Annotated in this window: 14 protein-coding genes; 10 read left to right on the top strand and 4 right to left on the bottom strand. The window is 70.3% G+C overall.

Going from position 1 to position 13,127, the window contains the following annotated elements:
- Nucleotides 1–2,109: a transketolase C-terminal domain-containing protein gene (locus tag KXR53_RS08650; protein WP_437374709.1), complete on the bottom strand. Its 2,109-nt coding sequence runs from the start codon at nucleotides 2,107–2,109 to the stop codon at nucleotides 1–3.
- A 157-nt stretch (nucleotides 2,110–2,266) separates the two neighbouring features.
- Here KXR53_RS08650 and KXR53_RS08645 point away from each other — a divergent pair, with 157 nt between their 5' ends.
- From KXR53_RS08645 to paaE, 10 genes are all read left to right on the top strand, one after another.
- Nucleotides 2,267–2,740: an Lrp/AsnC family transcriptional regulator gene (locus KXR53_RS08645; protein ID WP_437374708.1), complete on the top strand. Its 474-nt coding sequence runs from the start codon at nucleotides 2,267–2,269 to the stop codon at nucleotides 2,738–2,740.
- 226 nt (nucleotides 2,741–2,966) lie between these two features.
- Nucleotides 2,967–3,578, top strand: a complete 612-nt coding sequence (locus tag KXR53_RS08640; RefSeq protein ID WP_437374707.1) for a LysE family translocator — start codon at nucleotides 2,967–2,969, stop codon at nucleotides 3,576–3,578.
- Nucleotides 3,579–3,658: 80 nt separating this feature from the next.
- A complete protein-coding gene (locus KXR53_RS08635) occupies nucleotides 3,659–4,702 on the top strand; it encodes a YihY/virulence factor BrkB family protein (RefSeq protein WP_437374706.1) in 1,044 nt (347 codons plus the stop codon).
- A gap of 83 nt (nucleotides 4,703–4,785) precedes the next feature.
- Nucleotides 4,786–5,430: a TetR/AcrR family transcriptional regulator gene (locus tag KXR53_RS08630; protein ID WP_437374705.1), complete on the top strand. Its 645-nt coding sequence runs from the start codon at nucleotides 4,786–4,788 to the stop codon at nucleotides 5,428–5,430.
- An 11-nt stretch (nucleotides 5,431–5,441) separates the two neighbouring features.
- Entirely contained in the window at nucleotides 5,442–6,308 is an 867-nt protein-coding gene (gene paaX / locus KXR53_RS08625; protein ID WP_437374704.1) for a phenylacetic acid degradation operon negative regulatory protein PaaX, read from the top strand.
- A gap of 186 nt (nucleotides 6,309–6,494) precedes the next feature.
- The gene (gene paaA / locus KXR53_RS08620) at nucleotides 6,495–7,478 is read left to right on the top strand and encodes a 1,2-phenylacetyl-CoA epoxidase subunit PaaA (protein ID WP_437374703.1); all 984 of its coding nucleotides are present in this window, start codon (nucleotides 6,495–6,497) and stop codon (nucleotides 7,476–7,478) included.
- A 15-nt stretch (nucleotides 7,479–7,493) separates the two neighbouring features.
- Nucleotides 7,494–7,781 (top strand): 1,2-phenylacetyl-CoA epoxidase subunit PaaB, encoded by a 288-nt coding sequence (gene paaB / locus KXR53_RS08615; RefSeq protein WP_437374702.1) that lies wholly within the window; start codon nucleotides 7,494–7,496, stop codon nucleotides 7,779–7,781.
- A gap of 1 nt (nucleotide 7,782) precedes the next feature.
- A complete protein-coding gene (gene paaC / locus KXR53_RS08610; RefSeq protein ID WP_437374701.1) occupies nucleotides 7,783–8,559 on the top strand; it encodes a 1,2-phenylacetyl-CoA epoxidase subunit PaaC in 777 nt (258 codons plus the stop codon).
- Nucleotides 8,553–9,059 carry a 1,2-phenylacetyl-CoA epoxidase subunit PaaD gene (gene paaD, locus KXR53_RS08605; RefSeq protein WP_437374700.1) on the top strand — a complete coding sequence of 169 codons (507 nt, stop codon included), beginning with the start codon at nucleotides 8,553–8,555 and terminating at the stop codon, nucleotides 9,057–9,059. The genes paaC and paaD overlap by 7 nt, the downstream gene beginning before the upstream one ends.
- Nucleotides 9,050–10,135, top strand: coding sequence for a 1,2-phenylacetyl-CoA epoxidase subunit PaaE (paaE, locus tag KXR53_RS08600; RefSeq protein ID WP_437374699.1), 1,086 nt, complete (start codon nucleotides 9,050–9,052; stop codon nucleotides 10,133–10,135). Before paaD ends, paaE begins: the two co-directional genes overlap by 10 nt.
- Nucleotides 10,136–10,507: 372 nt before the next feature.
- Here the strand turns inward: paaE and paaK are convergent, their stop codons facing one another.
- The 3 genes from paaK to paaG are packed head-to-tail and all read right to left on the bottom strand — an operon-like array spanning nucleotide 10,508 to nucleotide 13,075.
- Entirely contained in the window at nucleotides 10,508–11,809 is a 1,302-nt protein-coding gene (paaK, locus tag KXR53_RS08595; RefSeq protein ID WP_437374698.1) for a phenylacetate--CoA ligase PaaK, read from the bottom strand.
- Nucleotides 11,810–11,837: 28 nt separating this feature from the next.
- Entirely contained in the window at nucleotides 11,838–12,290 is a 453-nt protein-coding gene (paaI, locus tag KXR53_RS08590; protein WP_437374697.1) for a hydroxyphenylacetyl-CoA thioesterase PaaI, read from the bottom strand.
- The gene (gene paaG, locus KXR53_RS08585; protein ID WP_437374696.1) at nucleotides 12,290–13,075 is read right to left on the bottom strand and encodes a 2-(1,2-epoxy-1,2-dihydrophenyl)acetyl-CoA isomerase PaaG; all 786 of its coding nucleotides are present in this window, start codon (nucleotides 13,073–13,075) and stop codon (nucleotides 12,290–12,292) included. The genes paaI and paaG overlap by 1 nt, the downstream gene beginning before the upstream one ends.
- Between the last annotated feature and the right edge of the window lie 52 nt (nucleotides 13,076–13,127).

Genomic DNA, 13,127 nt, shown 5'->3' with positions numbered 1-13,127 from the left:
TCAGAACCCGGTCAGCTCGAGGATCCTGTCGCGGATGCGCTCGACCGACGGCACCGCGGCTTCCAGCAGCACCGGGCTGTGCGGGCTGGGGATGTCCGGCATGGTCAACCGCGCCACCGGGGCGTCGAGGTCGAGAAAGGCCTGGTCCGCCACCACCGCCGCGATCTCCGCCCCGAAGCCGCCGGTGCGCAGATCCTCGTGCACGATCAGGCAGCGCCTCGTGCGGGCGATCGAGGTCAGCACGGCCTCGCTGTCCCATGGCATCAGCGTGCGCAGGTCGATCACCTCGACCGACTTGCCGCTGCTCCGCGCCGCCTCCTCCGCCCGCTCGACCATGGCGCCCCAGGTGACGATGGTGAGGTCCCGGCCCTCCATCGTGGTCCGGGCCCGGCCGAAGGGCAGCACGTAGTCGTCGCCCGGATAGGGCCGGCGGGCCCAGGCGGCATCGAGCATGGCGCGGTGCTCCAGGACCATCACCGGGTCGTCGCCGCGCAGCGCCGCCCGCAGCAGGCCGACCGCGTCCTCGGCGTTGGACGGAACCGCCACCTTCCAGCCCGGCGCGTGCACGAACTGCACCTCGTTGGTCTGGCTGTGCCAGGGATCGCCGCATTTCAGGAAGCCGACCGGCATGCGCAGCACCACCGGCGCCGCGAAGCGGTTGCCGGTGCGCCAGCGGATCGTGCCGCAATCGTTGATCTGCTCCACCGCCGGATCGGCGTATTTGCGGAACTGGATCTCCGGAACCGGCAAGAGGCCGGCCAGCGCCATGCCGACGGCGCGGCCGACGATACCCTCCTCCGACAGGCTGGTGTCCATCACCCGGGCGGCGCCGAACTTCTCCTGCAGCCCCAGCGTCACGGCATGGACGCCGCCCTTCGCCCCGATGTCTTCGCCCAGCACCACCATGCGCGGATTGATGGACAGCTCGTGGTCCAGGGTGCGGCGGATGGCGGTGACCATGTTGATCCGCGGCCCTTCCGGCTGCGGCGTGTCGCGGCCCGCGGGCGGGACGATGCCCAGGCTGCGCAGCCCGCCCATGGCCGGCGGCTCGCCCTCGAAGAAGACGTGGTTGGTCACCGCGGCGGGGTCGGGCAGCGGCCGCGCCTCGGCCCGGGCCCGCGCCGCCTCCGCCACCGCCTCGGCCTCGGCGGCCAGCGCGGCCCACTCCGCCTCCTCCAGCACCGCCGGGACCAGGAAGTGCTTCAGCTTGGGCAGCGGGTCGCGGGCCCATTCCGCCGCCACCGTCTCCGCCGGCTTGTAGGCCTGGGTGTCCTGGAAGCTGTGGCCCTCCAGCCGCGGCACGCTGAGCCGCAAGAGGCAGGGGCCGCGGGTGTCGCGGACATGGGCGACGGCGGCGTCGATCAGCCGCGCCGCCTCGGCCGGGTCGGTGCCGTCGCCGGCCATCACCTCGAGGCCGCGGAAGCTGGCGAGGTTGGCGGCGATGTCGCCGCCCGGGGTCTGGAACCGCGACGGCACGGAGATGCCGTAGCCGTTGTCCTCGATGAAGAACAGCAGCGGCAGATTCTGGGTGGTGGCGATGGTCAGGGCCGACCAGAAGCCGTTGGTTGCGACCGAGGCGTCACCGCCGAGGGCGACGGCGATGGCACGGTCGCAGGCCGGCCCCTCGGCGCTACTGACAGGCAGCACGGTGCGGCCGTATTCGATCGCCTGGGCCCAGCCGGCGGCCGGAGTGTATTGGGCGCCGACCCCGCCGCACATCGGCAGGGCCGAGGGGCCGGAGAGGTTCGGGAAGTTGAACACCGCGCCGATGTCGCGGCCGGCCGAATAGCCCTGGTCCCGCGCCATCGAGGAACCGAGCGCGTCGGCCGGGTCGACACCGAGCGTCAGCAGGATCGGCCGGGACCGGTAATAGCCGCTGACCGCGTCCCGCGGGTCGGTCAGCCTTGTGCCCAGCAGGATCTGCGCCAGGTCATGGCCGCGGGCGGAGAACTGGTAGAGCACCTTCTTCTGCGGCGCCAGCACCGTTTCCTCCAGCGTGTCGAGGGCGCGGGAGAGGTGCAGGAGCTGGGCGACGCGGCGCCAGTCGAAGCCGGGGTCGGGCGCGTTCGCCAGGGGGCGCCGGGGCTGCGGAAAGGCGAGAGCGGTCACGGGGGTCGTCCTTCTGCTGGGGGTTCCGACCGGACGCGCAGGGCGCATCTCCAGGAGAAGGATGCGCCCGACCCGCGGAAAAGTTTTGCCGAAGTCGGCACGGATCCGATCCATCTCAGGTATGATTTGCCCGAATTATGAGGATCAGGGAGGATTCATGCCCACGGATGCCGAGACCCTGGACCGGTTCGAGCGCGCCATCCTGGAGGCGCTTCAGCGCAACGCCCGGCAGAGCGTGCAGGAGCTGGCCGACGCCATCGGCCTGTCGACCTCGCCGACCTGGCGGCGGCTGAAATCGCTGGAGGAGCGCGGGGTGATCAAGGACTACGTCGCCCGGGTCGACCCGGCCCGGCTGGGCTATGGCGAGACCGCCTTCGCCCACGTCACCCTGGCCAAGCACGATGCCGAGCAGATCGCCGCCTTCGAGCAGCGGATCGCCGAGCGGCCGGAGGTGCTGGAATTCTATTCCATGACCGGATCGGCCGACTACATCCTGCGGATCGTGACCCGCAGCCCGCTGGACTATGAGAAGTTCCTCAAGGAGGTGGTGTTCACCAGCCCGGCGGTACAGCACATCAGCTCGAACTTCGCCCTGCGCGAGATCAAGAACAGCGTGGCGATCCCGGTCTGAAACCGAGCCGCCCCCTCACCCTCCCGTCGCCTTCGGCGCCGGGTCCCTCCCTCTCCCCGAGGAGAGGGGAATGCGCGCCATGGCCCTTACACCTCTCCTTGGGGAGAGGTCGAAATCGCGCAGCGATTTCGGGTGAGGGGGTGGCCCCGGCCCATCAGCGAACTCCTTGCCCGGCCGGCCCAACCGGGGCATCGTGGCGGCGCAGCCTTAGGGGAGGAGCGCAGCCGTGAGCATCGAGTTCCTGATCACCTCACTGATCATCGTCGCCTCGCCCGGCACCGGCGTGCTCTACACCCTGGCGGCCGGGCTGACCCGCGGGTCGCGCGCCAGCGTCGTCGCCGCCTTCGGCTGCACCCTCGGCATCGTGCCGCACATGGCGGCGGCGATCCTGGGGCTGGCCGCCCTCCTCCACACCAGCGCGCTGGCCTTCGAGATCTTCAAATATCTCGGCGTCGCCTATCTCTTGTGGATGGCCTGGAACACGCTGCGCGAGCACGGGGCGCTGAAGGTCGAGAAGGAGGTCGGCGGCCGCTCGGCGCTGCAGGTCACGGTGACGGCGGTGCTGATCAACATCCTGAACCCCAAGCTGTCGATCTTCTTCGTCGCCTTCCTGCCGCAATTCGTCAGCGCGAACGAGGCCCAGCCGCTGGCCCGGATGCTGGAGCTGAGCGGCGTGTTCATGCTGATGACCTTCCTGGTCTTCGCCGTCTACGGCCTCTGTGCCGCCGCGGTGCGCGACCATGTGATCTCGCGCCCGCGGGTGCTGGCCTGGATGCGTCGCACCTTCGCCGCCGCCTTCGTCGCCCTCGGCGCCAAGCTGGCCCTGGCCGAGCGGTAAGCCGCACGCCTCACGCCGGCGGAACGCTCCCGCTTCCCCTGCCGTTCGGCGTTACAGGTCGGCATCGGTTGGGGAGCCCGATGACAAGGCAGCGGGCTGACGAGCGCACGTCGACGGAAGACGGGCACGGCCGCGGCGCGCGGACGCCGGGCGAGATCCCGCGGCGCGGCTGGCTGGACATCCTGTGGCGGGTCTGGGCCGAGATCGACGACGACCGCGTCTTCGCCCTCGCCGCCGGCGTGGCCTATTACGCCCTGCTGGCGATGTTCCCCGCGATCGGCGTGATCGTGTCGCTGTACGGCTTCGTGGCCGATCCCGCCACCGTCGAACGGAACATCTCCGACTTGGCCTTCATCCTGCCGAGCGGGGGGATGGAGGTGATCGGAGAGCAGCTGCACCGCATCGCCAGCCAGCCCCGCCAGGCCCTCGGCCTCGCCTTCTTCGCCGGCCTCGCCATCTCGCTGTGGAGCGCGAATGCCGGGATGAAGGCGCTGTTCGACGCGCTGAACGCCGTCTATGACGAGACGGAGAAGCGCAGCTTCTTCCGGCTCAACGCCGTCTCACTCCTGTTCACAGCACTCGCCCTCGTCTTCGTCGTCCTCGCCCTTGTCGGCGTCGTGGTCGTGCCGGTCGTCCTCACCTTCGTCGGCCTCGGATCGGTCGCCGGCACCCTGGTCTGGCTGCTGCGCTGGCCCGCGCTTCTGGTGCTCACGATCATCGGGCTGTCGCTGCTGTACCGGTTCGGCCCGAGCCGCCGGGAGGCCCGCTGGCAGTGGATCAGCTGGGGCAGCGCGGTCGCGGCCCTGGTCTGGATCGGCGGCTCGATGCTGTTCTCCTGGTACGTCGCCCGCTTCGGCGACTACGACGCCGCCTACGGGTCGCTCGGGGCGGTGATCGGCTTCCTGACCTGGATCTGGCTGTCGACCGTGGTCTTCCTGATCGGCGCCGAGCTGAACGCGGAAATGGAGCATCAGACGGCCCGCGACAGCACCATTGATGGCGACAAGCCGATGGGGCAGCGCGGCGCGGTGATGGCCGACACGCTCGGGGCGACGAAGCCCTGGCGCCGCGGCCCATCGGAACAGGATCGCCCCGCCGGCGACGATGCCTCGGGAATTCATTGATCGAACGCTCAGAGAATTCTTGATCTGCGGCGGCGATGCCCTAAGGCTGGTCCGGTTGACGACTCGCGAACGGACCGGAGGTCATGGCCCGCACCCGCGCCCATGATTACGACGAGAAGCGGCAGGCGATCCTGCATCGGACGGCGGAGCTGTTCGCCCGGCACGGCTTCACCGGCGCCTCGATCACCAAGATCGCCGAAGCCTGCGGCATGTCGAAGGCGCTGCTGTATCACTACTACCGCGACAAGGACGCGGTGCTGTTCGACATCCTCGACCATCATCTGTCCATGCTGGTCGCGGTGGTTGAGGAGGCGGCGGCCACGCCGGCCAGCGCGCGCGACCGGCTGCACGCCATTGTCGCTGTGCTGCTGGACGCCTATCGCGACGCCGATGCCGAGCATCAGGTCCAGATCACCAGCCTGAAGCTGCTGCCGCCGGACCAGCAGGAGCAGCTGAAGGAGCTGGAGCGGAAGCTGGTGCGGATCTTCGCCGACGCGCTGGCCGCGGCGGTGCCGCCATTGGCCGCCGACCGCACCCCCTTGATGCCGCTGACCATGTCGCTGTTCGGCATGCTGAACTGGCACTATCTCTGGTTCCGCGAGGGCAAGGGGCTGAGCCGCGCCGACTATGCCCGGCTGGCCACCGAGCTGGTCCTGTCCGGCGCCGCGGATGCGGTGGCGGCGGTGCAGAGCAAGGCCGCGCCCCGCCGGCGGATGGAAACCGCCTGACCGGCGCCGCCATGCCCCGCACCGCCCTGCGCCGGGCCCTGGAGAGCCTGAAGGCCGAGCCGTCGCGCACCTGGTCGATCATCATCACGGTCTATGGCGACGCGATCGTGCCGCGCGGCGGGTCGCTGTGGGTCGGCACGCTCTCCGCCTTCCTGCATGCGCTCGGTATCGGCGATGGGGTGGTGCGGACGGCGATGTCGCGGCTGGCGGCCGATGGCTGGCTGGAGCGCAGCCGGATCGGCCGCAACAGCTTCTACCGCCTGGCGGAGCGTGGGCGGGAGACGTTCCGGACCGCCACCGAGCACATCTACAACGCCCATCCCCCGGCCCCGGGCGGCGGCTTCGTGCTGGTGCTGCCGGGCAATGGCGAGAACCGCGAGACCGCGCGCGTGGCCCTGCAGGCCGCCGGTTTCGGCAGTGCCGCCCCGGGCGTCTGGGTGGCGCCGGCCGGCGCCACGATCCCGCCGGAGGCTGCGGACGCGCTGCGCCTGGAGGCCTCGGCCGACGCCGAGTCCCGGCGCCGGCTGGCGGCGCTGAGCTGGCCCCTGGACCGGACCGCCGCCGCCTATCGCCGCTTCCTCGAGACCTTCGGGCCGCTGCGGGCGGCGCTGGTGGCGGGCGGCGCGCTGTCGGACCTCGACAGCTTCATCGCCCGCATCCTGCTGATCCACGCCTGGCGCCGCATCGTCCTGCGCGACCCGGTGCTGCCGGCCAACCTGCTGCCGCCGGACTGGCCCGGCACCGCCGCCCGCACTCTGTGCGCCGACCTCTACCACCGGCTGTTGCCGGCATCGGAGCGCTGGCTGGACGAGAACGGCCAGGCCGAATCCGGCCCCCTGCCCCCGCCGGGCCCGGAGCTCTGGGCGCGGTTCAGGTAGAACGCCCCTTCACCGTCATGGCGAGCCCCGAAGGGGCGTGGCCATCCAGCGTCACCGGCCCTGGATCGCCACGGCGCTGCGCGCCTCGCGATGACGAATAAGAAGGCGGCGATATGTTACCAAAATCATTGACGATCAACTTTTCTGTGACATATGATTCATTGAGGCCATGGGAGGCTGGATGCCATGTACACGCAGGCCCTCAACGCCACCGACGCCGCGGCCCGCCCGGTCGAGGACGCCGCCCTCGCCGCCCGGTTCCAGGAGCGGATCGACGCCGAGGAGCGGATCGAGCCGAATGACTGGATGCCCGAGGCCTATCGCAAGACCCTGATCCGCCAGATCTCCCAGCACGCCCATTCCGAGATCGTCGGCATGCTGCCGGAGGGCAACTGGATCACCCGGGCGCCGACCTTGCGGCGCAAGGCGGCCCTCCTGGCCAAGGTGCAGGACGAATGCGGCCACGGCCTCTACCTCTACGCCGCGGCCGAGACGCTGGGCATCACGCGCGAGGAACTGGTCGACCAGCTTCTCACCGGAAAGGCCAAGTATTCCTCGATCTTCAACTACCCGACCCTGACCTGGGCCGATATCGGCGCCATCGGCTGGCTGGTCGACGGCGCCGCGATCATGAACCAGATCCCGCTGTGCCGCTGCTCCTACGGGCCTTACGCCCGCGCCATGATCCGGGTGTGCAAGGAGGAATCCTTCCACCAGCGCCAGGGCTACGAGATCATGGTCACGCTCGCCCGCGGCACGCCGGAGCAGAAGGCGATGGCGCAGGACGCGCTGGACCGCTGGTGGTGGCCCTGCCTGATGATGTTCGGGCCGCCGGATTCAGCCAGCCAGCACAGCGACACCTCGATGAAATGGAAGATCAAGCGCTTCTCCAACGACGAGCTGCGCCAGAAATTCATCGACGCCACCGTGCCGCAGGCCCAGTTCATCGGCCTGTTCCCGCCCGACCCCGACCTGAAGTTCAACGCCGAGACCGGGCATTGGGAGCACGGGGCCATCGACTGGGACGAGTTCAAGCGGGTCCTGGCCGGCAACGGCCCGTGCAACCGCGACCGGATGGCGGCGCGGCGCAAGGCGCATGACGACGGCGCCTGGGTGCGCGAGGCGGCCCTGGCCTATGCCGAGAAACGCCGCGCCCGGGCGGCGGCCTGAGGCGGAGGAGACGCCATGACCGAGCAGACCTTTCCCCTCTGGGAAGTCTTCATCCGCAGCCGCAACGGGCTGGCGCACAAGCATGTCGGGTCGCTGCACGCGGCGGATGCGACCATGGCGCTGCAGGCGGCGCGTGACCTCTACACCCGCCGCGGCGAGGGGCTGTCGATCTGGGTGGTGCCGTCCAACGCCATCACCGCCTCCGACCCCGCCGACAAGGGCATGATGTTCGAGCCGGCGGCGAGCAAGATCTACCGCCACCCGACCTTCTACGACGTGCCCGACGAGATCGGGCATATGTGACATGACCGCCGGTTCGATCACCATCGCCGAGGCGCCGCTGGTCCGCTATCTGCTGGCGCGGGCCGACGATGCGCTGATCCTGGGCCACCGCCTGTCGGAATGGTGCGGCCATGCGCCGATGATGGAAGAGGACATGGCGCTGGCCAATATCGGGCTCGACCTGATCGGCCAGGCCCGCGCCCTCTACGGCTACGCGGCGGAGGTCGAAGGCGCCGGCAACGACGAGGACCGCTACGCCTATCTGCGCGACGTGCGGCAGTACCGCAACCTGCTGCTGGTCGAGCGGCCGAACGGCGACTTCGCCCACACAATCGTGCGGCAGTTCTTCTACTCCGCCTTCGCCGATCCCTATTGGCGGGCCATGACCGGCTCCGCCGACCCGACCTTGGCCGCGATCGCCGCGAAATCGGAGAAGGAGAGCGCCTATCACCTGCGCCATGCCGCGGAATGGGTGATCCGCCTCGGCGACGGCACCGAGGAGAGCCATGCCCGGGCGCAGGCCGCGGTGGAGGAGCTGTGGCCCTACACCGGCGAATGGTACGAGCCGGATGAAGGCGAGCGCGATCTGATCGCCCAGGGCATCGCGGTCGACCCAGAGAGCCTGCGCGGGACCTGGTCACGCACCGTGGCCGAGATCCTGGCCGAGGGGACTCTGGCCGTCCCGCCCCGCGGCTGGGCCCAGCGCGGCGGCCGCGACGGAAAGCACAGCGAGCATCTCGGCCATCTGCTGAGCGAGCTGCAGGTCCTGCAGCGGACCTATCCGGGGGCGAAATGGTGACGCGGCCGGCAGCCGACACCGAAGCCCTCCGGCAGCGCGCCTGGAACGCCGCCGCCGCGGTCGCCGATCCGGAGCTGCCGGTGCTGACCATCGCCGATCTCGGCATCCTGCGGGACGTCACGGTCCAGGACGGACGGGTCGAGGTGGCGATCACCCCGACCTATTCCGGCTGCCCGGCAATGAGCGTGATCGCGCTGGAGGTCGGGCTGGCGCTGGAGCGGGCGGGGATCGGCGGCGCCCATATCCGCACCGTGCTGTCGCCGGCCTGGACCACCGCCTGGCTGACGCCGGAGGCGCGGCGCAAGCTGGCTATCTATGGCATCGCCCCACCGCAGGACGGCGCCGGCCGGCGCGCCCTGTTCGGAGCCGAGGCCGTGCCCTGCCCGCGCTGCGGGTCGACCCGCACCGAGCGCCTGTCGGAATTCGGCTCCACCGCCTGCAAGGCGCTGTGGCGCTGCACCGACTGCCGCGAGCCCTTCGACTATTTCAAATGCCACTGACCGCCCCGCCGCGCTTCCACCGCCTGACCGTCCGGGACGTGCGGCGCGAGACCGCCGACGCCGTCTCGATCGCCTTCGACGTGCCGCCGGACCTGGCCGCCGACTACCGGTTCCACCCGGGCCAGTACCTGACGCTGCGCGCCACTGTCGACGGCGAGGATCTGCGCCGCTCCTACTCGATCTGCTCCGGCCCCGACGACGGCGAGCTGCGCATCGCGGTGAAGCGGGTCGAAGGCGGCGTCTTCTCCGACTGGATCAACCGCACGCTGACGCCCGGCGACGCGATCGAGGTGATGACCCCGACCGGCCGCTTCGGCGCGCCCTGCATGCCGGACCGGGCGCGCATCCATGTCGGCTTCGCCGCCGGGTCGGGCATCACCCCGGTGCTGTCGATCCTGCGCGGCGTGCTGGCGCGCGAGCCGGAGAGCCGCTTCTTGCTGTTCTACGGCAACCGTTCCACCAGCGAGATCCTGTTCCGCGAGGCGCTGGAGGAACTCAAGGATCGCCATCTCGGCCGGCTCTCGGTGTTCCACGTGCTGTCGCAGGAGGAGCAGGATCTGCCGATCCTCAGCGGCCGGCTGGACGGCGACAAGGCGCGCCGCCTGCTGCGGCTGGTCGTGCCGGCCGAGATGGTCGACGAGGTCTATCTCTGCGGCCCGGAGGGGATGAGCCGGGAGATCAGCGAGGCGCTAACGGAGCTCGGCGTCGACACCGCGAAGGTGCATGTCGAGCTGTTCGTCTCCGCCTTGGGCGGCCGGCCGCGGCCGAAGCCCGCGCCGCCCGCCCCGGAGGCGCCGAGCCGCACCGCCGTGCTGACCGTCGACGGCAAGCGCCGCGAGGTGCCGGTGGCGGACGGCGAGAGCATCCTGGACGCGGCTTTGCGCGCCGGCATGGACCTGCCCTATGCCTGCAAGGGCGGCATGTGCTCCACCTGCCGCGCCCGGCTGGTCGAGGGCGAGGCGGCGATGGACCTCAACTACTCGCTGGAGCCCTGGGAGCTCGCGGCCGGCTTCATCCTGACCTGCCAGGCGCATCCGAAGACCGACCGGGTGGTGGTGGATTACGACCACGTGTGACTTTGCAAGGGGTGACGGGAACCGCAGATTCTTCAATTATGCTTTGGTCGTTGCAGGCGGAGAAGTGCAGCATGAGTGCACCGGTCGAAGGCTCCCGAGAGGACCGCATCGAAGCCAAGCTGCGAGCTTTGCGTGAGACGCTGAATGCCTCGATCGCGAGGGGCGGCAGCCATACCGGGGAGGACGTCGAGAGGGCCGTCAGGGCACGCCTCCTCGCCTTCCGATCATCTCCTGGCAGCAGAAACGCTTAATCGCGCAGACTACTCTTCTTGTCATTGCCGGGCTTGACCCGGCAATCCAGGCAGCCTCGACAGCCTCTGGATGCCCGGGTCAAGCCCGGGCATGACAGAATGAACGACCGAGCCGTCCAATCTACCCCTTCGGCCGCTTGTCGATCACCCGCTTGGCCTTGCCGGCGGAGCGCTCAATGCTTCCGGGCGGCTGGATCACCACACGCGCCGACACCCCGATCGTGTCCTTGATCCGCAGCGTCAGCCGCTCGGCCTCCGCGGTCAGGCCGGACCCGTCCCAATGCTCCGGCCGCGCCTCGGCCAGCACCGCCATCTCGTCCAGCCGGCCGGGGCGGTCGAGCTCGATCACGAAATGACCGCCGCACCAGTCGCAGGCCAGGAGCGCCTCCTCGATCTGGGTCGGGAAGACGTTGACGCCGCGCAGGATGATCATGTCGTCGCAGCGGCCGGTCACCTTCTCCATCCGGCGCATGCCGGGCCGGGCGGTGCCGGGCAGCAGGCGGGTCAGGTCGCGGGTGCGGTAGCGGATGATCGGGAAGGCTTCCTTGGTCAGGGAGGTGAAGACCAGCTCGCCCCTCTCGCCGTCCGGCAGCACGGCGCCGGTCTCGGGGTCGACCACCTCCGGCAGGAAATGGTCCTCCCAGACATGCAGCCCGTCCTTGGTCTCGACGAATTCCTGGGCGACGCCGGGGCCGATCACCTCCGACAGGCCGTAAATGTCGGTGGCATCGAGGGCGAAGGCCTGCTCGATCTCCTGCCGCATGGCGTTGGTCCAGGGCTCGGCGCCGAAGATGCCGAAGCGCAGCGAGCTCTCGCGCGGGTCGAGGCCCCGGGCCCGGAAGCCGTCCAGGATCGCCAGCATGTAGCTGGGCGTCACCATGATGACGTCCGGCCTGAAATCGGTGATCAGCTGGACCTGGCGCTCGGTCATGCCGCCCGAGACCGGGACCACGGTGCAGCCCAGCCGCTCCGCCCCGCAATGGGCGCCGAGGCCGCCGGTGAACAGGCCGTAGCCATAGGCGACATGCACCATCATCCCCGGCCGCCCGCCGGCGGCGCGGATCGACCGCGCCATGACATCGGCCCACATGTCGAGATCCGCCCGGGTGTAGCCGACCACGGTCGGCTTGCCGGTGGTGCCGGAGGAGGCGTGGATGCGGGCGATGCGGTCGCGCGGCACCGCGAACATTCCGAAGGGATAGGCGTCGCGCAGATCCTGCTTGGTCGTGAACGGGAATTTGGCGAGATCCGACAGGTCGCGGAAATCCGACGGATGCACCCCGGCCGCGTCGAACGCCCGGCGGTAATGCGGGACATTGTCGTAGGCATGACGCAGCGTCCAGGCCAGGCGGTTGCGCTGCAGCGCCATGATCTCGTCGCGCGAGGCCCGCTCGGCCGCGTCCAGACTTTCGATCGGCGCCATCGTCTCCTCCCTGGGCTTGTTCTTGTCTCTAATCCTCGACCGATCGTTCGATGAATGATCCGCCGACCGTCCGGGAATGGCCGCGGAACTCAGCGATCACCGTCTCGCCGACCGCGACGCTGACGTCGTAGAGGCCCGACCGGCCGGAGCGCGCCATCTCCCGCGCCGTCGCCACCAGCCGCTCGCCCGCGGCCGCGGGGCGCAGGAAGGTGATGCTGCAATGCGCCGCCACCGTGCGCTCGCCGGCGGAGTTGCAGGCGAAGGCGAAAGCAGAATCCGCCAGCGCGAAGATGAAGCCGCCATGGGCGGTGCCGTGGCCGTTGGTCATGTCCGGGCGGATGGTCATGGCCAGTTGCGCCCGGCCGGGCCCGACCTCCAGGATCTCCATCCCGAGTGCCCGGCTGGCGCTGTCGTCGCGCCACATCGCCTCGGCCGCGGCCTTCGCGACCGCCTCGGCCTCCGCCCCCGTCGTCGCCTTCATCACGCCTGCCCCGTGAACCGCGGCGGCCGCTTCTCCAGGAAGGCGCGCACGCCCTCGGCATAGTCCGGCGTGCGCCCGGCCCGGCGCTGCAGGTCGCGCTCGAGGTCGAGTTGGGCGTCGAGGCTGTTGCCGGCGGAGGCGTCGAGCGCCTGCTTGATCAGCGCCAGCCCCTGGGTCGGCTGGGAGGCGAGATGGGCGGTCAGCGCCTCGGCCTCCATCATCAGCGCGCCGTCATCCACCGCCTTCCAGATCAGGCCCCACTCCTCCGCCTTGTCCGCCGGCAGCGGGTCGGCGAGCAGCGCGAGGCCACGGGCCCGCGCGGCGCCGACCAGCCGCGGCAGGACATAGGTGCCGCCGGAATCCGGCACCAGGCCGATCTTGGCGAAGGACTGGATGAACTTGGCCGAGCGCGCGGCCAGCACGATGTCGCAGGCCAGGGCGATGTTGGCCCCGGCCCCGGCGGCGACGCCGTTGACGGCGCAGACCACCGGCTTCGGCAGCCGGCGCAGGCGGCGGATCAGCGGGTTGTACAGCGCCTCCAGCGTGGCGCCGAGATCGGGCGCCCCACCGCTGGTGGCGCGGTCATTCAGGTCCTGCCCGGCGCAGAAGCCACGGCCGGCCCCGGTCAGCAGCACCGCCCGGCAGGCGGCATCGCCCTCGGCCTCGGCCAGCGCCTCCGCCAGGGCACGGTGCATCTCCTCGGTGAAGGCGTTCAGCCGGTCCGGGCGGTTCAGCGTCAGCACCCGCCAGCCGTCGCGGCGATCGACAAGGACCGTTGCTTCCACGGGCGTCCTCCTCCGGATGGACCCGTTGTTCCGGGCCTCTTGAATTGAACGA

This window comes from Inquilinus limosus (assembly GCF_051487185.1).
Classification (GTDB): domain Bacteria; phylum Pseudomonadota; class Alphaproteobacteria; order DSM-16000; family Inquilinaceae; genus Inquilinus; species Inquilinus limosus_F.
Note: the sequence above shows the minus strand (reverse complement) of the source record. Positions and strands in the feature narration are given on the sequence as shown.